Source organism: Halovenus carboxidivorans, assembly GCF_009831575.1.
Lineage (GTDB): Archaea > Halobacteriota > Halobacteria > Halobacteriales > Haloarculaceae > Halovenus > Halovenus carboxidivorans.
Map to the genome: position 1 here is coordinate 247,985 of NZ_WUUT01000001.1, position 25,018 is coordinate 273,002.

22 protein-coding genes are annotated in these 25,018 nt (G+C 67.5%); 11 read left to right on the forward strand and 11 right to left on the reverse strand.

Annotated features, from left to right (window positions below; genetic code table 11):
- Window positions 1–25: 25 nt before the first annotated feature.
- From GRX03_RS01255 to GRX03_RS01275, 5 genes are all read right to left on the reverse strand, one after another.
- Window positions 26–301 carry a hypothetical protein gene (locus GRX03_RS01255; protein WP_159762392.1) on the reverse strand — a complete coding sequence of 92 codons (276 nt, stop codon included), beginning with the start codon at window positions 299–301 and terminating at the stop codon, window positions 26–28.
- 27 nt (window positions 302–328) lie between these two features.
- Window positions 329–820 carry a metal-dependent hydrolase gene (locus tag GRX03_RS01260; RefSeq protein ID WP_159762393.1) on the reverse strand — a complete coding sequence of 164 codons (492 nt, stop codon included), beginning with the start codon at window positions 818–820 and terminating at the stop codon, window positions 329–331.
- 25 nt (window positions 821–845) lie between these two features.
- Complete coding sequence (locus GRX03_RS01265) at window positions 846–1,616, reverse strand: CDP-alcohol phosphatidyltransferase family protein (protein WP_368277890.1); 771 nt, start codon at window positions 1,614–1,616, stop codon at window positions 846–848.
- Between the two features lie 115 nt (window positions 1,617–1,731).
- The gene (locus GRX03_RS01270; protein WP_159762394.1) at window positions 1,732–2,112 is read right to left on the reverse strand and encodes a DUF7475 family protein; all 381 of its coding nucleotides are present in this window, start codon (window positions 2,110–2,112) and stop codon (window positions 1,732–1,734) included.
- Between the two features lie 89 nt (window positions 2,113–2,201).
- Window positions 2,202–4,175, reverse strand: coding sequence for an aldo/keto reductase (locus tag GRX03_RS01275; protein ID WP_159762395.1), 1,974 nt, complete (start codon window positions 4,173–4,175; stop codon window positions 2,202–2,204).
- A 159-nt stretch (window positions 4,176–4,334) separates the two neighbouring features.
- Here GRX03_RS01275 and GRX03_RS01280 point away from each other — a divergent pair, with 159 nt between their 5' ends.
- The 7 genes from GRX03_RS01280 to GRX03_RS01310 all read left to right on the forward strand — a co-directional run bounded on the left by GRX03_RS01280 (window position 4,335) and on the right by GRX03_RS01310 (window position 10,375).
- Window positions 4,335–5,204 carry a hypothetical protein gene (locus GRX03_RS01280; protein ID WP_159763148.1) on the forward strand — a complete coding sequence of 290 codons (870 nt, stop codon included), beginning with the start codon at window positions 4,335–4,337 and terminating at the stop codon, window positions 5,202–5,204.
- 181 nt (window positions 5,205–5,385) lie between these two features.
- Window positions 5,386–6,372 carry a zinc-binding dehydrogenase gene (locus GRX03_RS01285; protein WP_159762396.1) on the forward strand — a complete coding sequence of 329 codons (987 nt, stop codon included), beginning with the start codon at window positions 5,386–5,388 and terminating at the stop codon, window positions 6,370–6,372.
- A gap of 44 nt (window positions 6,373–6,416) precedes the next feature.
- The gene (locus GRX03_RS01290) at window positions 6,417–6,794 is read left to right on the forward strand and encodes a 6-pyruvoyl trahydropterin synthase family protein (protein ID WP_159762397.1); all 378 of its coding nucleotides are present in this window, start codon (window positions 6,417–6,419) and stop codon (window positions 6,792–6,794) included.
- Complete coding sequence (locus GRX03_RS01295) at window positions 6,791–7,855, forward strand: glycosyltransferase family 4 protein (RefSeq protein ID WP_159762398.1); 1,065 nt, start codon at window positions 6,791–6,793, stop codon at window positions 7,853–7,855. Before GRX03_RS01290 ends, GRX03_RS01295 begins: the two co-directional genes overlap by 4 nt.
- The gene (locus GRX03_RS01300; protein WP_368277891.1) at window positions 7,852–8,778 is read left to right on the forward strand and encodes a hypothetical protein; all 927 of its coding nucleotides are present in this window, start codon (window positions 7,852–7,854) and stop codon (window positions 8,776–8,778) included. Before GRX03_RS01295 ends, GRX03_RS01300 begins: the two co-directional genes overlap by 4 nt.
- Before the next feature lie 57 nt (window positions 8,779–8,835).
- Window positions 8,836–9,597 (forward strand): GTP cyclohydrolase III, encoded by a 762-nt coding sequence (locus GRX03_RS01305; protein ID WP_368277892.1) that lies wholly within the window; start codon window positions 8,836–8,838, stop codon window positions 9,595–9,597.
- 73 nt (window positions 9,598–9,670) lie between these two features.
- Entirely contained in the window at window positions 9,671–10,375 is a 705-nt protein-coding gene (locus GRX03_RS01310) for a TIGR00266 family protein (RefSeq protein WP_159762400.1), read from the forward strand.
- Window positions 10,376–10,379: 4 nt separating this feature from the next.
- Here GRX03_RS01310 and GRX03_RS01315 read toward each other — a convergent pair whose 3' ends face one another.
- Entirely contained in the window at window positions 10,380–11,204 is an 825-nt protein-coding gene (locus tag GRX03_RS01315) for an alpha/beta fold hydrolase (RefSeq protein WP_159762401.1), read from the reverse strand.
- Between the two features lie 128 nt (window positions 11,205–11,332).
- On the opposite strand from GRX03_RS01315, the gene GRX03_RS01320 reads away from it, so the two are divergent.
- Window positions 11,333–13,852, forward strand: a complete 2,520-nt coding sequence (locus GRX03_RS01320; protein WP_159762402.1) for a PAS domain-containing protein — start codon at window positions 11,333–11,335, stop codon at window positions 13,850–13,852.
- On the opposite strand, the gene GRX03_RS01325 is transcribed toward GRX03_RS01320, so the two are convergent.
- The gene (locus GRX03_RS01325) at window positions 13,853–15,118 is read right to left on the reverse strand and encodes an MFS transporter (protein ID WP_201289147.1); all 1,266 of its coding nucleotides are present in this window, start codon (window positions 15,116–15,118) and stop codon (window positions 13,853–13,855) included.
- Window positions 15,119–15,303: 185 nt separating this feature from the next.
- Here GRX03_RS01325 and GRX03_RS01330 point away from each other — a divergent pair, with 185 nt between their 5' ends.
- On the forward strand, window positions 15,304–17,580 hold the full coding sequence (locus tag GRX03_RS01330) for a PAS domain S-box protein (protein WP_159762403.1): 2,277 nt from the start codon (window positions 15,304–15,306) through the stop codon (window positions 17,578–17,580).
- A gap of 100 nt (window positions 17,581–17,680) precedes the next feature.
- Window positions 17,681–17,830, forward strand: a complete 150-nt coding sequence (locus tag GRX03_RS01335; protein ID WP_159762404.1) for a hypothetical protein — start codon at window positions 17,681–17,683, stop codon at window positions 17,828–17,830.
- A 7-nt stretch (window positions 17,831–17,837) separates the two neighbouring features.
- Here the strand turns inward: GRX03_RS01335 and GRX03_RS01340 are convergent, their stop codons facing one another.
- Window positions 17,838–20,243, reverse strand: coding sequence for a DUF2309 domain-containing protein (locus tag GRX03_RS01340; protein WP_159762405.1), 2,406 nt, complete (start codon window positions 20,241–20,243; stop codon window positions 17,838–17,840).
- Window positions 20,233–21,720 carry a proton-conducting transporter transmembrane domain-containing protein gene (locus GRX03_RS01345; protein WP_159762406.1) on the reverse strand — a complete coding sequence of 496 codons (1,488 nt, stop codon included), beginning with the start codon at window positions 21,718–21,720 and terminating at the stop codon, window positions 20,233–20,235. The genes GRX03_RS01340 and GRX03_RS01345 overlap by 11 nt, the downstream gene beginning before the upstream one ends.
- A 348-nt stretch (window positions 21,721–22,068) precedes the next feature.
- On the opposite strand from GRX03_RS01345, the gene GRX03_RS01350 reads away from it, so the two are divergent.
- Entirely contained in the window at window positions 22,069–23,085 is a 1,017-nt protein-coding gene (locus tag GRX03_RS01350; protein ID WP_159762407.1) for an amidohydrolase family protein, read from the forward strand.
- Here GRX03_RS01350 and GRX03_RS01355 read toward each other — a convergent pair.
- Entirely contained in the window at window positions 23,082–23,561 is a 480-nt protein-coding gene (locus GRX03_RS01355; RefSeq protein WP_159762408.1) for an Lrp/AsnC family transcriptional regulator, read from the reverse strand. The two genes, GRX03_RS01350 and GRX03_RS01355, sit on opposite strands and share 4 nt — an antisense overlap.
- 68 nt (window positions 23,562–23,629) lie before the next feature.
- Complete coding sequence (locus GRX03_RS01360) at window positions 23,630–24,937, reverse strand: MFS transporter (RefSeq protein WP_159762409.1); 1,308 nt, start codon at window positions 24,935–24,937, stop codon at window positions 23,630–23,632.
- Window positions 24,938–25,018 lie beyond the last annotated feature (81 nt).

Here is a 25,018-nt window from a genome sequence, read left to right on the forward strand (position 1 = left end):
CCCGACAGCCCCCTCTGGACCGGAGCTACGGGTTCGCTCCGTCGAGTTCGTCGGCGATCGCTTCGAGTTCCGCTTTTCGGAACGACCGATCGACGGGTTCGTCCGCGTCCACGCCGACGCTGGACAGAATACCGGCTCGCAGTTCCCCTTTCGGCGGCAGCGGATCGAGGTCGATTCCGCAGTCGACCGCTTCGCAGATTGCCGCGAGATCCTCCTTGGTGAACGCGGCGGCGATCTCCCGCTCGAACCGGCCGACCGCGACTCTGATCTCGTTTCTGAGGTCGTCGACAGTGTTCGCCATGCGTGGACTGGGAGGGGCGAACGTGTGTCAGTTCTGGTCGCGGGCCGTTCGGTGAGTGGCTTCCTCACCCCCGGCTGCTCGTCTGTCGCGGAGGACGACCGCCGCCGCGAGCAACCAGATCCCGACTTCGAGCACGAACGCCGGTGACCCGAGATAGTAGAGGGCGAACTCCCCGGGCGGGAGACCGAGCGGGTCCGGCGGCGCGACGGCTGGCCACCCGAGAGAGAGGACATCGCTCGGGCGGCCGTTGATGAGTATCTGTCCCGCGTCGAGTGCGAGATGCAACGCCCAGCCGACGACGACCGCACGACCTCGCGGATCGCCGAGCACGAGCGGCGCCAACACCCCTAAGACGAGGACCGAGTGACCGACGGTGTGATAGATGTCTGCGACGCCGACGAGTCCCAGCGGCTTGTCGATCACGTCGGGCAGCGCAGCCCCGACGACCGCCCACGGCGTCGACAGCCGCGACGTGCGGCCGACCATCGCCGCCGCGAGGAGATGCGTCGGAAAGAGCATAGTGTGGATACGGGAGTAGCGCTTTTTACTGCTCCGCACCGATGCGACCGGTCACGACCAGGAAATCGCGAGCGAAGACGAGTAGCGAGGGGAGGAGGACGAACGGGGCGACCTGCCAGACCAGCGATGTCGGGACGGTCGGGGCGAGCGCGGCGGTGAGAAACACCATCTGCGTCCCGGCGAGATACTTCCCGAGGTTGCTGTCGGGGGGATCGAACAGCGGTCGGTTCCGGAAGGCTCGCCAGCCGAGTCCGGCCCGATAGACGTATCGGGCGCTCGAAATCGAGAGATACCACACCGGGAGCTGTCCCCACGCGACGGCGACCAGCGGCGCGGCGACGAAGCCGAAGGTGTCGAAGGCCATGTCGAGTCGCTCTCCCAGAAGCGTCACCTCTCCGACCGTCCGGGCGACGGCACCGTCGAGTCTGTCGAGCACCGCCCCCGCCCCGTAGAACAGCGCCGGCCCCCAGGCGAACATGGTCTCCGGAGCGACGACGACAAAGCCGGCCACGACCGCGTACAGCGAGCCCCGACACAGCGTCAACGCGTTCGCCACGCCGAATAACCCGAACAGCGGCCGCTGCTCGGCGCCGGATCGACGGACGCTGTGGCTGACGTACAGCAACTGACCGGCCAGACAGCCCCCGGCGACGAGCGCGGGGTCGAACACCCGCGTTTCGAGTCCGCCGGGCGGGTACAGCGCCCTGAGCACAACCACGAGGACGACCGCCGTGGCTATCGGGACCCCGACCTGTGCGCCGACAGAGCGTAGCCGCCCGGAACGTTGTTCGGTCACCTGTAATCACCCGCTGCTCGGTCGCCCCCAACCGCGCTCGAGAGCCGAGGTCCGGGGTTCGCCTTGCCTGTCGTCACCTCGGGCCCGCGTCCATCTAAGGGTCCGACCTCACTAGTCAGGACCGCAGGAGGACGACCAACACTCCGAGGAGCACGACCTGCGCGAGTTTGTCGACGGCCCCCAACGTCCCGATGTCGCCCGGGAACGATTTCGGCCCGCCGAGGAAGTTCAGCGCGAACCACAGGACGATCTGGACGAGAACGAACGGCACTCCGACGGCGTACACCGCCCGGCGACGGTAGCCGACGACTACGAGGCCGACCGCCCCGACGAATCCCAGTCCCGCGAGGACGAAACTGATCCCCAACCCGGACGACAGCATCCGGACCCCGAGCAGGAGGTGGACCCCGGCACTGACCAGCGCCGCGCAGATCCCGATCCAGTGTATCCCTGTCAACGCCCCCAGACCGACCGCTGTTCGGTTCCCCGCACTCATACCCCACAGTTGGGCGGTATTCACGTAACGGTGCCGTCGGCCCCCGCTAACGACATCGTGCTCCGCGTATTCTTTCTACCGGGGAGACACTACCGCGAAAAGTCGGGCTGTCGGAGCGAGTCGATCCGCTCGATCTCCGTCGGCGTCAGCCGTTCGGTCCCGGCCGCGAGATTCGAGACGATGTGAGACTCGGTCGTACTCGACGGGATGGGCACGACCCCCCGTGTCACGTTCCACGCCAAGACGACACCCGCCGGAGCGCATCCGTGTCGGTCGCCAATTTCGGCCAGGACTGGCTCGTCGAGGAGTCCGGGCGCGGACAGCGGTGAGTGGGCGACGACCCGGATCCCGCGCTCGTGACAGAACGAGACGAGATCGTTCTGCGGCTTGTACGGGTGGCGTTCGATCTGGACGAGCGCCGGTCGGATCCGCCCCGCGTCGAGGATCCGCTCCAGTTGTGATCTGGTCACGTTCGAGACGCCGAGTGTTCGCGCGTGTCCCTCCTCGTGTACCGCTTCGAGGTTTCGCCAGGCCCGTTCGAGGGGGATGTCGGCGGTCTCGATCTCACCGTGTTCGTCTTCGGGAAAGGTGAGCCGTTCCTGAACGTCGACTGGTTTCTCCGCCAACCGCGTCAGTTCGCCCCGGTGCGCCCAGGCCTCGGGCCAGTGTAGGGCGTAGCAGTCGAAGGCGTCGATGCCCAGCTCGGAGCGGCTCCCCGCCGCCGCGTCGAGCATCTGCTCGCGGCGGTGGTTCGTCCGCCAGACTTTCCCCAGCACGAACACCGCGTCGCGGTCGGGCGCGCCGGGCGCAGCGAGTAACTCCCCGATCCGATGCTCGTTGCCGTACAGTTCCGCGCTGTCCAGAAGTCGATACCCCGCGTCGAGCGCCGTCGCAATCGACTCCCGGCGGTCGACGTACTCGCCGCCGCGGTACCGCGAACAGCCGAATCCGACCGGCGGAAGCCGAATCGCCCGCCGCTCCGGTGGCTCCTGCGGCTTCGCCGTCGGCCCGACTGCCGGTTCGGGGATCGACTCCTGCTCGACGCCGCAGTCTGGAACCTCGACCGGGCCGCCGCCGGTCGCGGCCTCCTCGATTGCGGAACAGACGGCGACGACGTGCGCCCCTCGTCGCCCGGTTTGCCGGCTCGGCGTGTCGTCGCGGACGCTCTCTGCGAGCCGCTGGACTCCGTCGGCGTACTCCAGCGCGGACGGCGGCGACTGCGGCGGAACGGCCGTGTACTCGCGGCCGATCCGGCCGAACTGCACGTGATCGACGGCCGTCTCCATCGCTCCCGTCCCTCGCAGATACAGCGAGCCGTCGTCGCCGTGCAGTTCCAGACCGTAGAACTCCCGACTCCGGTGCGGGGCGTAGAAACTCGCGGTCAGCCGAACCGTCGGACCCGCGGCGAACTCGACCATCGCCTCGACGTGACTCGGCGTCGACGGCCGCGCTTGCGCCCGTTCGGGCCAGCTATCGAGCGCGTCCGCGGTCCTGATCCGCTCGACCGGCCCGAACCACGAGACGAGCAGCGTCAGCGGGTACGCCCCGCCGTCGTACAGCGGCCCGACCGACAGAAACGACTCCGGGCGGTCGTGCCAGTCAGTCACGCGGCCGACGTGGGCGTGGGCGTACCCGAGTTGTACCGGACCGAGCCGCCCGTCCGCCAGCAACCGCGCCGCGCGGCGCTGCGACGGTCCCCGGGGACTCTCCGGCGCACAGCCGAGCGCGAGGTTGCGCTCCCTGGCGAGCGTCACAAGCTCCGCGGCGGTGTCGGCCTCAAGCGCGAGCGGCTTCTGTGAGTAGACGTGTCGACCCGCTCGCAGCGCCGTCCGGGTCACGTCCGCGTGGGCGGCGTGGCTCGTCAGATTCACCACCACTGGGGCGTCGACCGCCGTCAGGGCTCGGTCGAGCGACTCGAACGCCGGGCAGTCGTACGCCCCGGCGAGCGCGTTCGCTCTGTCGCGGTCGAGATCACAGACGCCCGCTACCGAGAGCGACGACGCGGCGATTCCCGAGGCGTACTCCGAGGCGATTGCGCCTGCGCCCACCAGCAGACAGTCCATAGTGGTGTCACGGTCGGCGGAACCATATGACTCCCGCCGGCCACGACGCCTCGCGGTTCCGGTGGCGACCGCTCCCGTCGCGGTCGTGCCGGTCGACCGGTTCGGCCACGGTGGCCATATGTACGGCCGCGTCCAAACAGCAGTATGCGCGAACCGGGAATGGGGCTGCTCGGGACGGCGTATCTGCGCGCGCTGCAGGCGGTCGGCCGCCGACTCCCGTACGGACAGTCGGTCTACGAGAGAGAGTGGGACGTGCTGGTCGTGCTGGATGCCTGCCGCGCGGACCTGTTCCGCTCCGTCGCCCCCGAGACCGATCTCTTCGAGGAGATAACCGCGATGCGGTCGGTTGGTAGTTGCTCTTCAGAGTGGCTCGAACACACCTTTTGCGGCCGTCCAGAGACCGGGCAGACGGTGATGGTCACCGGCAACACCTGGACGGATCGGTATCTCGACGCCGAGGCCTTCGCCGCCCTCGATGAAGTCTGGAAGTACGCCTGGGACGAGGGCCTCGATACCGTCCCGCCGTCGGCGGTGACCGACCGGGCGATTGCAAACGCCCGCGAGCGCGACCCCGAGCGGCTGGTCGTCCACTACATGCAACCTCACCACCCGTTCGTCCCGGAGCCAGTCACCGGCGACGACGGCATGGCGCGCACCGGGGCCCACAGCAGCGAGTCGAACCCGTGGACGCTGCTCCGACGCGGCGAGCTATCGGTCGAGACCGTCTGGGAGGCCTACGAGGCCAATCTGCGGTACGTCCTCCCGGAGGTCGCTTCGCTCGTCGAAAACGTCACCGGAACCGTCGCGGTCACCGCCGACCACGGCAACCTCTTCGGCGAGTGGGGGCTGTACGGCCACCCGATGCAGACGCCCGTTCCGGCGCTGCTCGACGTTCCCTGGGCGACGACGACGGGTGCCGGCCGGCGAACGCGGACGCCGTCGCTCACGCCGCCGGAATCGCTGCCGGTGAGCCGGGTCTACGGCGCGGCGAGCGAGACCGACCGTCTCGACGCGCTCGGTTATCTCTGAGCGCCGGCCACTGCCGACCGAGCGCCCGGTCGACCCACCGCGTACGCTGGTCGGTGCGACGCCGAGCCTAGATTTTAGTCTCAGAAACCCCACCGTACACTGTGTTCCTCAGCACTCGCCCCGCCGGCCCCGCCACGCTGGACAGCAGAGACACGACGACAGCCGACCGTCACTCGGGATCATGACCGGTCGGGCACTGTACTTCACCGGCGAGCGGTCAGTCTCGGTGCGAGACGAACCCGTCCCGGACCCCGGCCCCGACGAAGTGCTCGTCCGGACGGAGCGGTCGGCCGTCAGTCCCGGCACGGAACTGCTCGTGTACAACGACGAGGTCGACGACGGCACGGTAGCCGACGAGACGATCGACTCGCTCGACGGCACCCTGTCGTATCCGCTGCAGTACGGCTACTCGGCGGTCGGTCGGGTCGTCTCCGTCGGCTCCTCGCTCGACGAACAGTGGCTCGACCGCCGGGTGTTCGCCTTCAACCCCCACGAGAGCCACTTCACCGCCGAGCCGGAACGACTGACCCCGACGACGCTCGATCCAGACCAGGCGCTTTTCATCCCGAACGTCGAGGCCGCGGTCAACTTCGTGATGGACGCCCGACCCCGGATCGGCGCCCGCGTCGCCGTCTTCGGTCAGGGCCCGGTCGGGCTGTTGACGACCAGCCTGCTCGCCGAGTTTCCGCTCTCTGAACTCGTCACTGTCGACCGCTACGAGAAACGCCGCTCGCTGTCACGCTCGTTCGGGGCCGACAGAGCCGTCCGGGCGGCAGAGGGGGCCGACGCCGTCGACGATGTCGACATCACCTTCGAGCTGTCCGGGAACCCCTCCGCCCTGGATGCGGCCATCGACGCCACCGGCTACGCCGGGCAGGTCATCGTCGGCTCGTGGTACGGGACCAAAGACGTCTCCCTGGAGCTAGACGGGGAGTACCACCGCAGTCACGTCCGGATGCAGAGCAGCCAGGTGAGCCGGCTCGACCCCGCTCACGCGGACCGCTGGGACAAGGATCGGCGGATGGAGTTCGTCCGGTCGTGGCTCGCGGAGACCGACCTCTCCCCGCTGCTCACCCACGAACTCCCCATCGACCGTGCACCCGACGCGTATCGGCTCCTGTCGGACAACCCAGACGAGGCCGTCCAGGTCGCGTTTCGCTACGACTGATCGCGCGACCTCGGTTTTAGGTGAGCGCCGCCCTTACAGACCCTATGTACTCGACGACAGTGCTGACAGCCTTCGTCGCACAGCACTACCTGACGGTCCCGGACCCGGGGCCGGAAGGGGTCCCACACTCCCATCACTTCGAGGTAGAGTTGACCTTTCGCGGTCCCGAACTCAACGAGTACGACTACCTCGTCGACATCGACGACGCCAGGGCGGCCCTCGAGCACATCGCGGACCGGTACCGCGACCAACTCCTGAACGACCTCCCCGAGTTCGAAGGATACAACCCGAGCGTCGAACGGTTCGCGCGGGTCGTCTTCGACCGGGTGACCGACGTCGTCACCGACGACACCGTCACCGAACTCGCCGTGACGATCTGGGAAGACGAGACGGCCGCGGCGACCTACGACGCAGCCGTATGAGGGTCGGACTGACGCTGTACGGCAGTCTCGACGAACGCTCCGGCGGGTTCCGCTACGACCGCAAACTGGTCGAACAGCTCCGCCGTGCGGGCCACACCGTCGAGACGATCGAACTGCCGTGGCGCGAGTACCACCGCGGGCTTCTCGACAACGCCTCGCCGACACTCCGGGACCGACTCGCTGTCGACGTGGATGTCATGCTACAGGACGAACTCGCACACCCGTCGCTGGTCGCCACGAACCGCCGCCTCCCCTATCCGATCGTCAGCATCGTCCACCACCTCCGGGCGAGCGAGGGGCGCGCGCTCTCCGGGCTCTATCGCGCGGTCGAGCGCCGGTATCTCGACACGGTCGATGGGGTCGTCTGCAACAGCACCGCGACCCGAGATGTCGTGACCGGCCTCGGCGTCGACGCCGAGTCGACCGTCGTTGCGCCGCCCGCGGGCGACCGGTTCGATCCGGACCTATCCGGGAAGACAATTGCCGAACGCGCCCACAGTCGCCCGCTGCAGGTTGTCTTCGTCGGAAACATCGCCCCGCGAAAGGGGCTGGATACGCTCGTCGAGGGGCTGGCCGCCGCCGGGGTCGACGCCGAACTGACCGTCGTCGGACGAACGGTCGACGAAGCGTACGTCGACGAGATCCGGGACTATCTCGCGGACAGCGACGTGGGTGACCGCGTGCACCTGGTCGGCGAACTGTCCGACGAGCAACTGGCCGCGACGCTCCGCGAGAGCCACGTCCTCGCGGTTCCCTCCCGGTACGAGGGATTCGGCATCGTCTATCTCGAAGGCATGAGCTTCGGCCTCCCCGCAATCGCCTCGCGGGCCGGCGGCGCGACGGACGTAGTTACCGACGGCGAGACCGGCGTCCTCGTCGGCCCGGGGGACGTGACCGCCGTCGCCGGGGCGCTGACCCGACTGTCCGATCCCGAGCGGGTGGCGGCGATGGGCCAGGCCGCCAGAGAGCGCTACGAACGACACCCAGGCTGGGAGGAGACGACCGCTCGCGTCGGGCGATTGCTGGCCGATGTCGCGTCGGTGCGGGAGGTGTCAGCGTGACGGAGTCCTTCCAGCGGTATCTCCGGGCCAAGCGAACTGTCGACGACCGCGCCCTCGACGCTCGTCTGATTGCGGACCTGCGCGAGGCGCTGGCGGCCCGAGCCGAAGACAGTGACGGCCCGCTGCGCGTCCTCGAAGTCGGGGCCGGCATCGGCACCATGGTCGCCCGGTTCTTCGAGTGGGAGATCCTCCCGCCGGGAGCGACCGCGTACACCGCCGTCGATCACCAGTCCGAAAACGTCGCCGAACTCCCGCGATATCTCCGGTCGTGGGCGGCGGACCGCGACGTGTCCGTCGACGACGCGGGACGGACGCTTCTCGGACCGGATCGGCGGGTCGACCTCGAAACCGTCGACGGCGACGCACTCGCGCACGCGGAGCGAACCGACGAGGAGTACGACCTCGTCGTCGGGGCGGCGCTGCTCGACATCATCGACCGCTCGAATCTGGACGCGCTACTCGGAACGCTCGCACCCGGCGGAACGTATTACTTCCCGATCACGTTCGACGGCGAGACGCGTTTTTATCCCGCTCACGACGCAGACCGCACGGTCGAACGCCATTACCACGCCCACATGGACGCCAAACCGGGCGGGAGCAGTCGGGCGGGCGGCGAGACGCTCGCTCGCCTTCAGGCCACCCCCGGGGTCAGCGTCGACGCTGCGGGCTCCGACTGGGTCGTGACCCCCGCCGAAGCGGGCTATCCGGCCGACGAAGCCTACGTCCTCCGGCACATCCTGAGCACTGTCGAGGAGGCGGTCACGGAGATAACCGACGGGGAGTTCGAGCAACTCGACCGGTGGATCGACCGCCGCACCGAACAGGTCGACGCCGGCCGGTTGATCTATCTCACTCACCAACTCGACCTGCTCGGGCGCGTCGACGATCCGTCCCGGATCGCTTCCGACTCGGCCCGACAGTAGTCGGCGCTGTCTGTCGCTTCCCGAACATAAATGTCTCGCGGCTCCCTCACATACGCTGTGACGAACACCCAAATCGCGCTGATTCAGATCGACAACTACGGTCCCTGGACCACGACGCCGGAGCCGCGACGCGAGGTCGACCTCCAGACCCTGCAGTCGCGGTTGTACGCCGACGTTTCCCAACTCGTCGGGAACCGCGAAGGGTACGCCTTTTTCGCTCGCTTCGACAACCTCGTCACCGTCACGAACGGTCTCGACCGCGAGGCCCACCGACTCATCCAGACCTCGCTGGCGAACCGGTACCCGGTCACGGCGAGCATCAGCATCGGCGTCGATCCGCTCCCCATCGAGGCCCTCGGCGCGGCGTCCCGGGGACTGCAGGAAGCCGGCAGTGCGCAGGACAGCAAGCGTCGAGAGATTCTCTCCGGGGAACCGCTGTCCGAGGACGACCGGACGGACGAGGATCTTCAGATTGCCCACTTCGACGTCAACAACGCCACCGAGAAGTACACGGACGAACTCAACGAGTTCGATACCTTCATCAACATCGAACAGGGCTACGCCGAGTTGATGCGACACATGCGGATGGCCCACGACTCACTGTCCTTTTTCGTCGGCGGTGACAACGTCATCGCCGTCTGTTCGGGGATGGACAAGTCAGACTACCACGAGACCATCGAACACGTCCGTGACGCCGTCGACGTCGACCTGAAGGTCGGGGTCGGACGTGCGCGGACGGCCCAGCAGGCGGGGATGGAGGCCAAACACGCCCTCGAAGAGTGCCGCGAGAACGGCTCACTCGTCGAACTCGGCTGGTGACCCCTCCGGCGCTCGTTCGACGCCTTGCCCTCCGAACCCTTATACGTGATTCCGAGCACATCCTCGCCGTCTCATGGAATACGAGATCGTGGGCGATTCCGCCTTTCCGGAACTCGAGGTCTCGCTCGCAGCAGACGAACAGATCGTCGCGGAGCCAGGTGCGATGCTTCGGTACTCGCCGGGTATCGAGATGACCACCGATACCGGCAGCGGCGGGCTGGTCGACACGGCCAAGCGGGCGGCGCTCGGCGGCGAATCCGTGTTCGTGAACACCTTCACCGTACAGTCGCCCGGGAGCGTCACGCTGGTCCCACCGGCACCCGGCGACGTGAGCGGGCGGTTTCTGAACCAGGAGACGATATACGCGAAATCCGGTGCCTTCCTCGCCGCCGAACCCGACGTCGACATCGGCACCGAGTTTCGGGGCGCCTCGTCGTTTTTCGGGGGCGGCGACGCGTTTCTGCTACAACTCAGCGGCGTCGGAACCGTCTTCCTCGACAGCTACGGCGCGCTGGGACAGATCGAACTCGACGGGGACGAACAGACGGTCGTCGACACGGACCACGTCGTCGCCTTCGACTCCTCGGTGCAGCACTCGACATCCCGGGCCGGCGGCCTGACGAGCCGTGCGTTCGGCAACGAGGGGAAGACCGCCGAGTTCACGGGTCCGGGCACGGTCTGGGTCCAGAACCGCGACTTCGAGCGCCTCGCCGAGAACGTCATCGCAGAGGAGGGCCCCGGCGGTGACGAGGCCACGAGCGTGACGGATTTCCTCTGATCACTCAGCCACCGAGCGTCCCGAAAAACTCCGCGCAGGCCTCGTTGAACGCCGCGGGGTTGTCCCTGTTGACGAGGTGGGCGGCGTCGGGGAGTTCCAGCCACCGCCCGTGGTGGGCGTCGTCTGCGAGTCTGCGCCCCTGTCGTTTGATCCGGCCGGTCTCGTCCGCTCCGTAGAGGACCAGAAGCGGCGTCTCGACGCCCGAGAGGTCGACCGGTTCGGCGTCGTACATCGCCTCGAAGATCTTCGAATACTCGGATTCCGGCACGGCTCTGGCCGTCGTGACGGTCTCTGCGCGCACGTCGCGGTCCCGGCTCAGCCACCGCCCCCCGTTGGCCGCCCGCATCGCGTTGAGCATCGATCGGAACGCCCCCGCAGAGCCGAGCGTCGCAGCCATCTGTTTGACTCCCTGCACCGGAGAAAACAGCGGGTTCAGGTCGCTAAACGGAACCACCGACGGCATCGACTGGAACGGGCCGGCGACGACCGCCCCGCGGACGGCTTCCGGGTGTCGGCCGAGATAACTGCTCGCGATCAGCCCGCCGACGGATATCCCCACCAGTATCGGCCGTTCGAGACCGAGCGCCGCTACGAGGGCTTCGAGGTCGTCGGTGAACAACTCGATCGAGTACTCCGACGCGGCCGTCGCGCCGGTCTCTCCGTGACCGCGGATGTCGTAGGTAATCACCGTGTACTCCTCGGCGAAGCGTTCGACCTGCTCGGCCCACGAAGTGGAGTCCTGCCAGCCCCCGTGGATGAACACGAGCGGCGGCCCGCTCCCCCGGCGTTCGTAGTACAGCGATCCCGTGTCGAGCGATACTCTCGGCATCTCCCCGAGTTAGGACGGTCCTACCTCTAAATACCTCCGATCGCCCGGCCCGCGTCGACGACTCCGGGATTGTCTCGCCAACCGACTGGTGTATAAAGTTATACTTAGCTGTGAATCTGTCTGTTCACATGGCGATCTCATCGGCGGTCCGGATCCTCCACGTCGACGACGATCCGGGGTTTGCAGACCTCACAGCCGAGATGCTCGAACGGGAGAACGAGGCCTTCTCTGTCGACACGGCGACGACACCAGACGCGGCACTCGAACGGCTCCAGCAGACCGACTTCGACTGTATCGTCTCCGATTACGAGATGCCCCAGACCGACGGAATCGAACTGTTGCGTACGGTCCGGGAGACCCACCCGACGACTCCGTTCATCCTGTTCACCGGCAAGGGTAGCGAGGAGGTCGCGAGCGAAGCGCTCTCGGCCGGCGCGACAGATTATCTCCAGAAACAGCCGGGGGCGGAACAGTACGAACTGCTCGCGAACCAGATCGCAAACGCCGTCTCGGCCCGCGCGGCCGAACGGCGAGCGGAGCGCCAGACGGATCTGATCCGCCAGTCCGAGTTCCTCGGTGACACCGGGGGGTGGGAACTCGACCTCGACACCGGAGCCGTCCGCTGTACGCCCGGAACTCGACGGCTCTGCGGCCGGTCCGAGATACCCGACAGAGCGGCGTTCGTCGGGTGCTTCGCGGCGTCAGACCGCCCCGCTGTCCGGGCGGCCCTCCAGGAGGCGGCCGACGCCGCAGAGCAGGTCCGCGGCGAGTACCGCCTCGACCCCTCCGGGGGGAGCGAACGGACCGTCCAACTTACAATCGATCCCGTTAGCGAGGATAGATCGGTCGTCGCTCTCCGGGGGGCGTTGCGAGACATCACCGACCGGCTCGAACGTGAGAAGGCGCTGAAACGGGCCGAGACGGTGTTCACCCACGCACAGGACATGTTGTTCGTCATCTCCCACCGCGACGGCGAGTTCAGATACCGGCGAGTCAACGAGGCCTACGAGGAGGCTACCGGTCTCCTGAACGAGTACGTCCGGGGAAAGACGCTTCAGGAGGTGTTCGGTGAGCAGCGCGCCGCGGAGATCGCACAGCGGTACCGCGAGTGCATCGAGCGCGGCGACGCCATCAGATACGAGGAGAGCTACGAGCGGGCGGACGTACCGACGGAAGCGCCCGGCCCCGACGAGACAACCTACTGGGAAACCCAGATTGCCCCGGTCGAGATCGACGGCACCGTCGAGTACATTATCGGTGCCACGCGGGACATCAACGACCGCAAGCAGCGAGAGTGGGAGCTACAGCGGTACCAGACCGTGTTCGACGAGGCTCCCGATCCCATCGTCGTCTGCGACGAGACGGGCTGTTACGACCTCCTCAACGACGCCGCGGTCGACCTGCTCGATAACACGCGCGACGCGCTCAGCGGAACCGAAAGTCAGTATCTCGCACAGATCCAGTCCGACCACCCAGAGGAGTACGAGGCGCTCCGCAGCGGCGACCGGGAGAGCCTGCGTGTCGAACTGACCGCGGAGTTTCCCGGTGCTGGCGAACGGACGCTCGATTGCCGGCTAGCCCGTGTCAGATGTTCGGAGGGGCCGGGTGAGATCGCGGTGCTGACGAGGGATATCACCGAGCGTACGCGACGTGAACGGGAGCTTCAAACGCTGACGAGACAGTACCAGACGCTGGTCGAGCACTTCCCCGACGGCGGCGTCTTCCTGTTCGACTGCGACTGTCGGTACGTCCGGGCAGGGGGACAAGAACTCGCCGAGGTCGGACTCGCCAGCGACGAGTTCATCGGACAGACGCCGCACGATCTGTTTCCCGAGCCGATCGCCGCCGAGACGGTGGAGAACTACCGGGCGGTGCTGGACGGCGAGAGCAACACCTTCGAGCAGGAGTACCAGGGCGAACACTACCGGATCCAGACCGTACCGGTCCGAGACGACGACGGCGAGATCACCCACGGGATGGCTGTCTCGGAGAACGTGACAGCACAGCTCCAGCGTCGCCAGCGGCTCGAACGCCAGAACGAGCGGCTAGCGGAGTTCGCGAGCATCGTCAGCCACGACCTGCGCAACCCCCTGCAGGTCGCCAGCAGCCACCTCGCGCTCGTCGAGCCGGACGCGGAGAGTGAACACGTCACGGCCGCCGCAGAGGCGCTGGATCGCTGTGGCGAACTCATCGACGACCTGCTCGCGCTCGCCCGCGACGGTGTGCAGATCGACGCCCTCGATACCGCCGACCTCGGGACCGTCGCGACGGAGGCCTGGGAGACTGTCCGGACCGACAGCGCGGAACTCGTCGTCGCGGCGACGGAGCCAATCCAGGCCGATCCCGGGCGTCTGCGACAGCTGTTCGAGAACCTGTTCAGAAACGCCGCCGAACACGCCGGCCCGGACGTGACCGTCACTGTGGGGCTACTCGACGACGGCTTCTACGTCGAGGACGACGGCGAGGGGATCCCCGCCGACCGCACCGACGAGGTGCTCCAGGCCGGCTACTCGACCGGTGACGGCACCGGCTTCGGCCTCCGAATCGTCGATCAGATCGTCCGGGCCCACGGCTGGGGGATCGAGATCACGGAGAGTGAGGCCGGCGGCGCGCGCTTCGAGATCACGGCCGTTGCGACGGCGGAGTGACTAGCCCGCGGCCCGTTCGGCGGCGGTCTGCGGCGAAAGTTTCGCGACGAACAGGCAGACGACGCCGCCGCCGCTGCCGACGACGGCCGCGCCGATCCCGGACAGCCGCAATGCGGTGGTGAATCCGACACGGGGGGCGGCCGCTCCGATCGCCGCGCCCATCAACACGGGCGTCAGCGTCGCGATCAGCCGGCCGTTGGCCTCAGCCAGGCTGACGATTCCCGCTCTGAGCTTCTGGGGCGCGAGCCCGGTGACGATGCTCCGGTACAGCGACAGCGCCGTCCCGAATCCCGCCCCGCTGAGCACGATGCCCGCCGCGGCGGTCGCGATACCGGGCGCGTACAGCACCACTCCGAACCCGACCGCGAGCGCGGTATGCGCCGCCACCAGCGGGACGAACCGGCTGTCGACCAGCGCCGTGATTCGGCCCGCCTGGCTCGCCGCCGCGGCGTAGGCGAGACTCCCCAGCGCCACCAGCAGCCCCGCCTGCCCCGGCGTGCCGCCCTGGATCTGGACGACGATGATCGAGTTGTAGGTCAGGAAGGCGATCCAGACCACGATCGGTAGCCCGCGGGCGAGCACGAGCGACAGGACCCGCGGTTTCCGCACGAGTCCGAACAGCTCTCTGGCGTAGCTCCGCCCGTCAGTGCCGCCGTCAGTCGCCGGCTCTGTGCCCGGACTGCCGGGTTCCTCGAAGCGGGCGGCGACCAGCAGCGCGACCGGAAACGCCATCGCGTAGATCAGGAATGGCAACTGCCAGGCGACGGTGACGATCAGCCCGGCAAACAGCGGGAACACCGTCTGGGCGAGCCCGGAGCCGGTAAAGCGAAGTCCCTGCGCCGTCGCCTCTCGGGTCCCCGCGTACAGGTCGCCAATACTCGTGATGATCACCGGCGTCAGTCCGCCGAACGCCGCCCCCTGGAGCAGTCGGAGCGCGAGCGCCACCCGGAAATTCGTGGTCAGCGCAATCGCCGTCCCGGCGGCTCCGAACAGAAGCAGCGATCCGACGATGACCGGCTTGCGTCCGTAGCGGTCCGCGAGCATCCCGGCGAGCGGAATGACCAGAATCGGCGGCGCGGTGAAAAACGACATCATCAGTCCGATATCGGCCGCCGTCGTCCCGAACGGCTCGATCAGCGAGTCGAGCACCGGCGAGAGCAGGGCGGTCCCCAGCGGCGGCAACAGATTCGCCAACAGCAGTAGCTGGAAACTCGTCTCGCCGAGAACGGCCGCGTCGTCACCGAACAGCGAATCGAGCGCACTCACGTCGTTTCGGCGTCTGAGTCCCGGCGTGAAAAGCACCCCGACACGACCGCTTTCTTCTCAACTGATTGACTAATACAGCAGTCGCTTCACTCCGGCCCCGACGTGCCGACGTGACGGCACGACCCCCGCGTGCCGGGTCGTAGTTCACGAAGTTTGATATATGACGGGACAAGTACACAGACACGATGAGTGAGGCCATCCGCGTCCTCGTTGTCAGCCCATCCGCAGTGGAGGCGGACGCGGTTGCGACCTCCCTCGAAACCGAGCCGACGGAGTTCGCGGTCACGACCGCGACCAGCGGAGCCGAGAGCATCGAGCACCTGGACTCCGGCCGGTTCGACTGCATCGTTCTGGAGTCCGATCCCCCCGACCAACCCGGGGTCGAACTGCTCGACACCCTTCGGGAACACGACTACCGCCAGCCGGTCGTGCTATACACCGAGACCGAGCGTCCGGAGGTCGTCGCCGCTGCGGCGTCGGCGAACGTCACCCGGCTTCGACAGAGCGATCAGCACTCGCGGCTGGCGCAGACGATCTCGGAGGTAGTCGACGTCTCCAGTCCGCGGATCGACGCGGATCGCGTTCCGGACCGCCTGAAACAGATCCTTAAGACCGTTCCTGCCTGTGTCGTCGAATTGGACGACAACGGGGAGTTTATCTACGCCAATCAGCGCGCCACGGAGGTTCTCGGATTGCAACGGTCGGAGGTGACCGAACGAACGTACAACGACCCGGAGTGGGAGATTCGAGATCTGGACGGCGACCCGATCCCGGACGAACAGCTCCCCTTCCAGCAGGTCTGGCGGACCGGCGAACCGCTGTACGACTCCCAGCACTCGATCCGGTGGCCGGACGGGACGGAGAAGGTCCTCTCGGTGAGCGGTGCGCCACTGCGGGACGAACACGGGGACATCGAGAGCGTCGTCTTTTCGATCACCGACGTTACCGAGCGACAGAGACGGGCGGCGGACCTCCGGCGGTACCAGCGGATCGTCGAACATCTCGACGACATTGCGACGATTATCGAGCCCGACGGGACGATCACCTACGTGAGCCCCGCTGTCGAGCGGATCCTCGGATACGACCCCGACGAACTGATCGGCGAAAACGGCTTCGGCTACCAGCCGCCGGCGACGAGGGGGGCCGTCGAGGAGGCAATCGAGACGGTGCTGGCCCACCCCGACGAGCCACAGACGGTCCAGACGGAGTTTCGCCGGGCGGACGGGTCGATGACCTGGATCGAATCGACGCTACGGAACCGACTGGACGACGACGTGATCAGCGGGATCCTCGTCAGCAGTCGAGAGATCAACGAGCGCCGGACACAGAAACAGCGGCTCAGGGACCGGGAGCGGCAGTTGAGCCAGCTACACGAGGCGACGCGCGATCTTCTGGGTGCCGAGACGCCACACGAGGTGGCCGAACTGGCGAGTCAGGCCGCCGTCGAGATCCTCGACCTCCCGCTGAACGGGATCCACTTCTACGACGAGGCTGTCGACGGACTCGCCCCGGCCGCGGTCTCGGACCGGAGTCGAGAGCTGTTCGGCGAGATCCCGACGATCGACGAAGGAATCGCCTGGGGCGTCTACGAGACCGGCGAGGAACAGATATACGGCGACCTCAGCAGAGCCGAGGATCTGTACAACAGCGAAACCCCCGTCGAGAGCGAACTCTACCTGCCGCTGGTCGACCGCGGAGTGTTTATCATCTCGGCGACGGAGACGGAGGCGTTCACCGAGACCGATATCGAACTCGCGCGGGTGCTGGCCGCGAACACCGAGGCGGCGCTCGAACGGATCAGCACGGAACAACAGCTCCGGGACCGGGAGACCGAACTCGAAACCCAAAACGAGCGGCTGGCGGAGTTCGCGAGCATCGTTAGCCACGACCTCCGCAATCCCCTGAACGTCGCACAGTTACGGGTGGACTTGCTCGCCGAGGAATCCGACAGCGAACACCTCCCGGCAATCGACCGGGCGCTCGACCGGATGGCAGACCTCGTTTCGGACACGCTCACGCTCGCTCGACAGGGCGACGCCGTCACCGAGACGGAGGAGATCGACCTGGCTGCCCTCGTCGACACCTGCTGGCAGACAGTCGCGACCGGGGGCGCTACGGTCGCGGTCGTCGACGAGGCGACGATCCGCGGGGATCGGAGCCGACTCCAGCACGTCTTCGAGAATCTGTTCAGAAACGCCGTCGAGCACGGCGGACCGGACGTGACGGTTCGGGTCGGACGCATCGACGACGGATTCTACGTCGAAGACACCGGCCCGGGGATTCCGGACCACGCCAAAGAGCGGGTGTTCGACCCGGGCCACACCTCCGAGGACGGCGGCACGGGATTCGGGCTGACGATTGTCAACCGGATCGCCGAGGCACACGGCTGGGCGGTGGCCGTCGTCGACGGTACCGACGGCGGTGCCCGTTTCGAGTTCACCGGCGTCGAGATTGTCGACTGACGGTACCTCTCCTCCCACTCGATCAACACGCTGGCCTCGTGTGAGACATCTCGACAGCCCCGTTCGAAATCGTTTTTTCCGTCTCCGCCGAACAACCTGTATGTGGGTTCTCCTACACAGCGGTCACAACCACTCCGAGTCGGCGGAAGCCTCCTCGGCGGCGCTCGGTCCCGAAGTGACGATTCTCGGCGTCGTCGTCCTGCTCGTCGTCGGTCTCGTCGCCGCGTACGTCGGGCGACGGTACCTGTAGGGTATCGTCAGTCGTCGGCGGCCAGCGGTTCGGTCTCCTCGGGAGTCGAGAGTTCCTCGTCGGAGACCGGCGTCCACTCGAGGTCCTCCTCGTAGCGGAGCGCGCGGTGGCCCTGGGTCGGGTCGACGACCGTCAGCGAGAGCCAGTTGTTGTCGAGTAGTTCCTGTAGCTCCTCGTGCTCGGCCAGAATCTCGGTCACCCGGTCGACCGGCGCGTGGACGACCGTCGAGAGGCGGAGCGGCTGGTGGTACGGCTCCTCGTCCGCGCTCATCAGCGACTGCAGCGGGAGGCCGGTCATGATATCGCCGCCGTTGCCCTGGTAGACGCCGACGTTACCGACCGGGTTGTGCGTCACCTTCGAGCCGCTGCCGTAGGCGGCGTTGTCGACGGTCGCGAAGTAGTACTGCGTGTTGATCCACTGTGTGACGACCATCGGTCCGGTCATGATCGCCGCCAGCGCCTCGCCGTCGGCGTCGGTCGTCCAGTCGTAGGAGTGCAGGAACGCCCGCCCGTCGAGGTCGATGTCGTCGGTCAGTTCGCGCGGGCCGACGACGAACCCGGCGTTGCCGGCCAGCCCCCACTCGGGGCGGGTCTCCGCCCAGTCGGCGGCGCGGCGCTCGGTCTCGCGGACCGCAGCGTCGCTCCCCGTGGCGCTCTCGCCGGTCCGTTCGGCCGCCGCCGCTGTCCGCGCCGCCTCCAGATCGGCCCGGAGTTGGCCGATGTCGGCCTCGTGGCTCTCGGGCACGTCTCCGTACAGCTCGATTTCGTCGGTCGTGGTGTTGTGCTCGCCGGCCAGAAAGAGGGTGTCCTCGGGAATCTCGATCCCGCGCTCGCGGAGCCGCTCCCGGACCGCGCTGTCGTTGCAGATCGCCGCGAGGACGCGGGCGTTCGGCCCGCCGGGGTTGCCGGCACAGGCCCCACAGTCCAGGCTGGAGTCGAACGGATTGTTCGCCGTCTCGCTTCTGTGTCCGGCGAAGACGACGACCCGTGCGAACTGCTCCCAGCCCATGAGTTCGAAGGCCGTCGCGGCGTACTCGACTTTCTCCTCCAGGGTCAGTCCCGCCGGCAGGTCGTGGCCGGCATCGGGGTCGTGATCGATCGCCGGCTCGCAGAACTCGTGGCTGTCGGGGGTCTTCTCTGCGCTGTCGCGCAGACCGCGAACCCGGGCGGGCAACAGCGTCCGGGCGGCCAGCGCGGCCCCGTAGCCCGCGCCGGTGCTCTCGACGAAACTGAACGCGGTCGCGACGTTCGACCTGAGACGACTGATCGCGCCCGTGGCGCTCTCCCGGAGGGACTGCCAGCGCTCGTACTCTTCGCGGCCGTCCTCGCTCACCGGCCGCTCGGTGATCCGGTGTTCGGCGTCGAGGATCGGCGGACAGGCGTCGACGGTCGTCTCGCCGTCGACATCGCTGTACCGCATCGGCACGCCGAAGAAGCCGGCGTAGCCGTGTGTCTCGTACTCGCCGGTCGCCTCGATGTGTCGGCGGATGATCTCCGAGCGCGTGTCGATACAGAACACCAGTTGCGCGTCGGGGCGTTCGGTCGTCTCCGCCGCTTCGAGGGACTCGCTCGCGTCGGTGAGCGAATCGGTCAACTCGGCGCGGTAGCTCTGCTCCCACGCCCGCAGCCACACCTCGGCCAGCGGGGGCTCACTTTCGGTCCCCGCGGTGTCTGCGTCCGTCTCCGTCGGTGACAGCGGGGCGTCGAACTGCTCGACCAGCGCCAACCGGGCCGCCAGATAGCCGCTGAGCGTGATCGGATAGGCGGACTGCCAGGCCCCGCCGTCGTCGGCGCGCTGTTTGAGCAGCCCGGTCCAGCCGGGTAGCGCGGCCAACTGGAACTCGAAGATATCCGCCCAGTGGTCCGTCGGGTACTCGGCGAGGTGGTCCCGAATCGCATCGACCGGCTCGTCGGGCAACGCCGCGATGGCGTCGCCGTCGGGAATCTCCCCGTCGTGGCGGGCGACGCTCCGGAAGGCCCCGTAGAACCCCTGCTCGCGGTTCGGCATCGGCCACTTGGCCTGTCCCTGATCGAGAAAGGCCGCCAGCCACTTCGACAGCACCGTATCGACCCGATCCATCGCCGTCTCCCGCTCGGCCGACCCCGCCGACTCCGTCTCTTCGAGTTGTTCGAGCGAGCGCTCGATGTCGTCGTCGAAGCCGTGCTCGGACAGCGCCGAGCGCAGCAGTTCGGGGTCGATCTGACCCGTCTCGTAGGCCCGACGGAACACCCCGGCGTCCGGGTAGCCGTCGCCGCCGAGCAGCCGTTCCGCCTCGGAGACAGCCTCGTGGAAGGGTCGGTCCTCGAACCCGGCGAGCGGGTTCGCGGTGACGAACGAGTGCAGCGGCCAGACCGATCCGACCGATTCTGCCGCCGAGTCGATACAGTCCTCGATTGGGGATTCAGTATTCATTGTATTCCTCCGTCGCAGTCAACTGCGTCTCGGCAGGTGGTTGCGTCGCGTTCAACAACAGCACGTACAGCCGCGTGCTGTGCTTGTACACGCCGCTGTCGACGGCGAGATACGCCGCGAAGAAGGCCGCCACGACGACGCCGTGAACGACCGTCAGATCCGCCGTGTATCCGACGGCCGGCAGCCCCGACAGGGCCGCCGTGATCCCGCGGTAGACGGCGGCGTAGATACCGATTGCCGGCAGCGCCACCAGCGGCACGGCGCCGTACCGCACCGCCGTCGGGAGCTCACCGCGGGGAACGATTTCGCGTGCGGCGTGCAGGACCGTCAGCACGACGATCAGGGTGAGGACGAGCCCGCCACCCAGTTTCGTCCCCTTGCCGGTCAGCACGCCGAACAACACCCCGCCGACGACGGCCGTGAGACCGATCACGAGGGCGTCGACCGGGCCGGTGGTCTTCGCGGCGTTCGTCTTCGCCGGGCTCTCGTGGCTCACCGCCGCCCCCGCGCTCAGGAACTGATAGGCCTTGTAGAAGCCGTGGAGGATGAGATGCGTGATCGCGGCGCCGAACAGCCCCAGCCCGGCCTGCATAATCATAAAACCCATCTGGCCGGTCGTCGAGCAGGCCAGCGTGCTCTTGATGTCCGTCTGGACTGTCTTCAGCAGTTTGCCCAGCAGCGCGCTCGCCGCGCCGACGAGCACGATGGCGAACATCACCGCGGTCTCGACGGTCACGACCGGGGCGAACCGGACGAGCAAGACCCCGCCCGCGTTGACGAACCCCGCGTGCATCAGCGCCGACGCCGGCGTGGGTGCGGTCATCGACGACAGCAGCCAGGTCTGAAACGGCACCAGCGCGGACTGGATCATCGCCGCGAGCACAAGCGCCCCCGCCGCCGCGAGGACGACCGGCGTCGGGACGGTCCCGACGGCGGACGCGACGCCGGAGACGGTCGTCGCTCCCGTCTGGCTCCACAGCAGTCCGACCCCGACCGCGAGCGCCGCGGTGCTCCCGAGGAAGTACCGACGGGCGAGCGCGCCCGCGGCCTGTGCTTGGGGCCAGCTCTCGACGTGCCCGATCAGCGAGGCCATCGCCAGCCCCATCGCGAGCCAGGCGGCCACGAACAGGACCAGCGCGTCCGCCGCGACCAGCACCATCACCGACAGCGTGAACGCGAACACCCGTCCGAAGAACCGGTCGATGGTCTCGCTGCCGGCCATGTACCGCCGGGAGTAGCTGTGGACGATTCCGCTGAAGAAGGTGACAGCCGTCCACATCACGACCGTCAGGCCGTCGACGACCGCCACCCCCGGAAGCTCCCAGGGACTGCCCCCCAGCACGGTCGCCGCCAGCACGCCGACGCTCGCGAGCCACAGCGCCCAGACCAGCCGGCTCAGCACGACCGGGACGTGCCCGTCGTCGCTGCTCGGTGATGGAACCTGTCCGACCGTCGTCCGCTGCTGTTGTCCTGACATCGTTTTTCCATCCTGATCGACTGCGCATCACTCCGTCTCCCAGCCGATCGACTCTACCTCATGTACGAACAGATTGACTATTAAATCTGTCTATATTACCAGATCGTTCATAGAGTGGTGGTAACGGTAACATATTGATTATATTACGCTCCTAATATGGGTTGTGTTGTCGTGACGTACTTCCTCCACGACCGCCGCCGCATCGGTCGTTGCGAGAAAATCAGCCCACAGGCGCTCTCAGACCGCTGTTCTGTTGCTCCCCTCCCGCCGATCTGGTTCAGCCCGTCGACGCGACGGGCCGTTCGGCACATAGAAAGACCATTTTGTGACCGTCACCACGGTACCCGCATGGAAGAACTCACAGGGACAGTACTCGCTGGCGAGTCGTTCGAGCCGATCTCCGGCAGGGTGGTCGTCGACGACGGCCGTATCACGGCCGTCGAAGAAACGGAGACCGCCTCGACGGACATCATCGTCCCGGCGTTCGTCAACGCTCACACACATCTCGGCGACTCCGTCGCGAAGGACGCGGCCGTCGGACTCTCGCTCGAGGAGGCGGTCGCCCCGCCGGACAGTCTGAAACACCGCAAACTGGCCGAGGCCGACCGAGCGGACCTCGTGGACGCGATGCGCCGGACACTGCAGTACATGAGCGAGACGGGAACGGTCTCCTGTCTCGATTTCCGCGAGTCGGGCGTCGAGGGGGCACGCGCGCTCCGGGAGGCCGGCGAGTCCGCCGGCGCCGAGCCGTTCATCTTCGGCAGCGGCGATCCGTCCGTGCTGGCGGTGGCCGACGGGTACGGCGCGAGCGGCGCGAACGACGACGACTTCGCGGACGAGCGCGCGGCGGCGCGGGAGGCGGGGGTTCCCTTCGCGATCCACGCCGGCGAACCCGATCCGACCGATATCCACCCGGCGCTGGATCTGGAGCCGGATCTCCTGATCCACATGGTTCACGCGGAGCAGGAGCATCTCGACCGCGTCGCCGAGCAGTCGGTCCCTGTCGCGGCCTGTCCGCGGACAAACTCCGTTCTGGGCGTCGGACGACCGCCGATCCGTGACCTCCTGGATCACACCACCGTCGCGCTTGGCACGGACAACGTGATGCTCAACCCGCCGTCGATGTTTCGAGAGATGGCGTATACGGAGCGGGAGTTCGACGTGAGTGCACGAGAAGTGCTGCGGATGGCGACGACCGCGGGAGCGGAGATTGCCGGGCTGGACTGCGGCGTAATCGAACCGGGGCGGCGAGCGGCCCTCACCGTCCTCGACGGCGATTCACACAACCTCGCCGGCACGGACAACCCCGTCGAGTCCGTGGTCCGGCGTGCGACCGGCCGGGACGTGAAACGCGTTCTCCGTTAGCTCTCGCTGTCGGCCTCCGGGTCGAACATGCCGAACGGCGTCGTCTTGTGGCTCCGGACGAGCACCTCGTCGGCGACGGTCAGCCCCATATCGAGCAGTTCCTGTGCGACCGGCGTGATGTCGTCGTCGGACTCGCCCACGGCAGTGACGAGCAGGTTCTGTTCGCCGGTGACTAGCTCCTGGACGGAGACGACACCGTTGATCTCCAGTATCTCGTCGATCAGTTCGCCGCGCTCGGGAATCGGCGCGGTACAGAACAGCAGCATCCGGAGCGGATAGCCGGACTGCTGGTAGTCGACCTCGGCGCTGTACCCCTTGATGACACCTTCCTCCTCCAGGCGCTGGATCCGCTTGCGGACGGTGCTGTCCGAGGTCCCGGTCCGCTCCGCGATGTCCCCCGAAGAGAGGTTCCGGGCGTCCTCCTGCAGCGCGTACAGGATGGCTGTGTCTACCTCGTCGATGTCGTCGCTACCCATGTTCGTTGTTCCGGAGCAGAGCTACTTTACTTTTCGACGTCACAGCCGAAAGCGACCCGGTCGCTCCCTCAGGCGGACTCGGGAGTGGGTGTCGCCGCTGTCGTCGCACGTTGTGAGAGGACTACGACGAGGGCGGCCGCAGAGCCGATCAGCCCGCCGGCGACACCGAAGGCGACGAGATACCCGAAGGCGGCGAGCCAGCCGCCGAGCAGCCCCCCGAGACCGCCGCCGACGGCGACGAGCGCGCTGTACGCTCCGAGTGCCTCGCCGCGGATCGCCGGCGGGGCGAGTTTCGTCACCAGCGTCGCCGCAGTCACGGCGATGACCGCCCACGTCGTGCCGACGACGAACAACAGTCCCCCGACCGCCCACAACTCCGCGACCGGATTCCGAAGCACCACCCCGACCGGGACGAGAAGCGCCATCATCGCCGCCCGGAGGAGCAGTCCCCCGGCGTGTACGGTCGTCACGTCGAATCTCTCCCCGAGGCTCGCGGCCTGCCCGAAAAAGACCGCCGCGCCGACGTTGAGCAACAGATACAGGCCGAACGTCTCGCTCGACCCGTAGCCGGCCTCGGCGAGGTGGGCGGGAAGCGGGGCGAAGAAGACGCCGAAACCGGTGAACGCGACGAGTACAGCCAGAAAGTACAGCCCCAACTGCGGGGAGAACCGCCGGAGGAGCACGCGGGGGTGTAGCCCGCGTGGATCGAACCGGGCCGGCGCGAACGGAAACGCCGCGCCGCGGACGTTGAACCGACCCGCCCGCCGGACCTGCCGGCGGAGTCGCCCGGGCGAGGGCTCCGTTCCGGCGGCCGGGTCCGCCGGGAGCGTCCGGACCCCGAGCACCAGCCCCGCCCCGGCACTGGCCGCCGAGGCGAAACAGACCCACCGCTGTGCGGTCACGGTATCGACGGCTCCCGACGATCCGGCGACGATTGCGAACCCGACCCCGAGTCCTGCCGCCCAGCCGATCCCCTGAATCCTGTTGAGTCGAGCGATGAGCAGGCTCCAGCGGTCCTCCGGTTCGCCGGCGACGACCAGCAGGGTCAACACCGGGGTCGCGGCCGCGAACCCGAACCACAGGGCCGCGTTCGCGAAGACGACCTGCGGGATCCTGTCGAGCAGCGGAATCGCGGCCATCGCCGCGGCCGTGATCCCCATCGCCGCGAGGACGAACACGCGCCGTTTCCCCGTCCGGTCGGCCAGGTTACCGAACACGAGCGCGCCGGGGACTCCGATGAACGAGCCAGTCGCAAAGAGGACTCCCAGATCGAAGGCGTCGCCGCCGAGTTCGACCAGATACAGCGGGACGATCAGCGACGCACTGCCGAACGCCAGCGCGGTCAACCCCCAGGCCGCCAGCCATCGGTCGGACATACGTAGGCTGGTGAGCGCGGGGATAAATATCTGGTTTCCGCTCGCCGGCCGCTCGACAGCCTCGCTATCGCCGTGCGACGA